Genomic DNA, 201 nt, shown 5'->3' with positions numbered 1-201 from the left:
TTCATAGTGATCGAGGAAGCCAATATGTATCTAAAAGCTATATTGAAGCTACACCAGCAGCATAATTCATACATAGCTATTCAAATAAAGGTAACCCATGGGACAATGCATGTATTGAATCGTTTCATGCTTTAATAAAACGTGAATGGTTGAATCGTTATGTCATCAAAGATACTAGGCATGCACATGAACTAATATTTG

1 pseudogene is annotated in these 201 nt (G+C 34.3%); it reads left to right on the top strand.

What is annotated here, in order from left to right:
- A pseudogene (locus TEPIDINF_RS15340) lies at nucleotides 1–201 on the top strand (integrase core domain-containing protein); the annotation flags it as partial.

Source organism: Tepidibacillus infernus (assembly GCF_048898065.1).
In the GTDB taxonomy this organism is placed as follows: domain Bacteria; phylum Bacillota; class Bacilli; order Tepidibacillales; family Tepidibacillaceae; genus Tepidibacillus_B; species Tepidibacillus_B infernus.
Note: the sequence above shows the minus strand (reverse complement) of the source record. Positions and strands in the feature narration are given on the sequence as shown.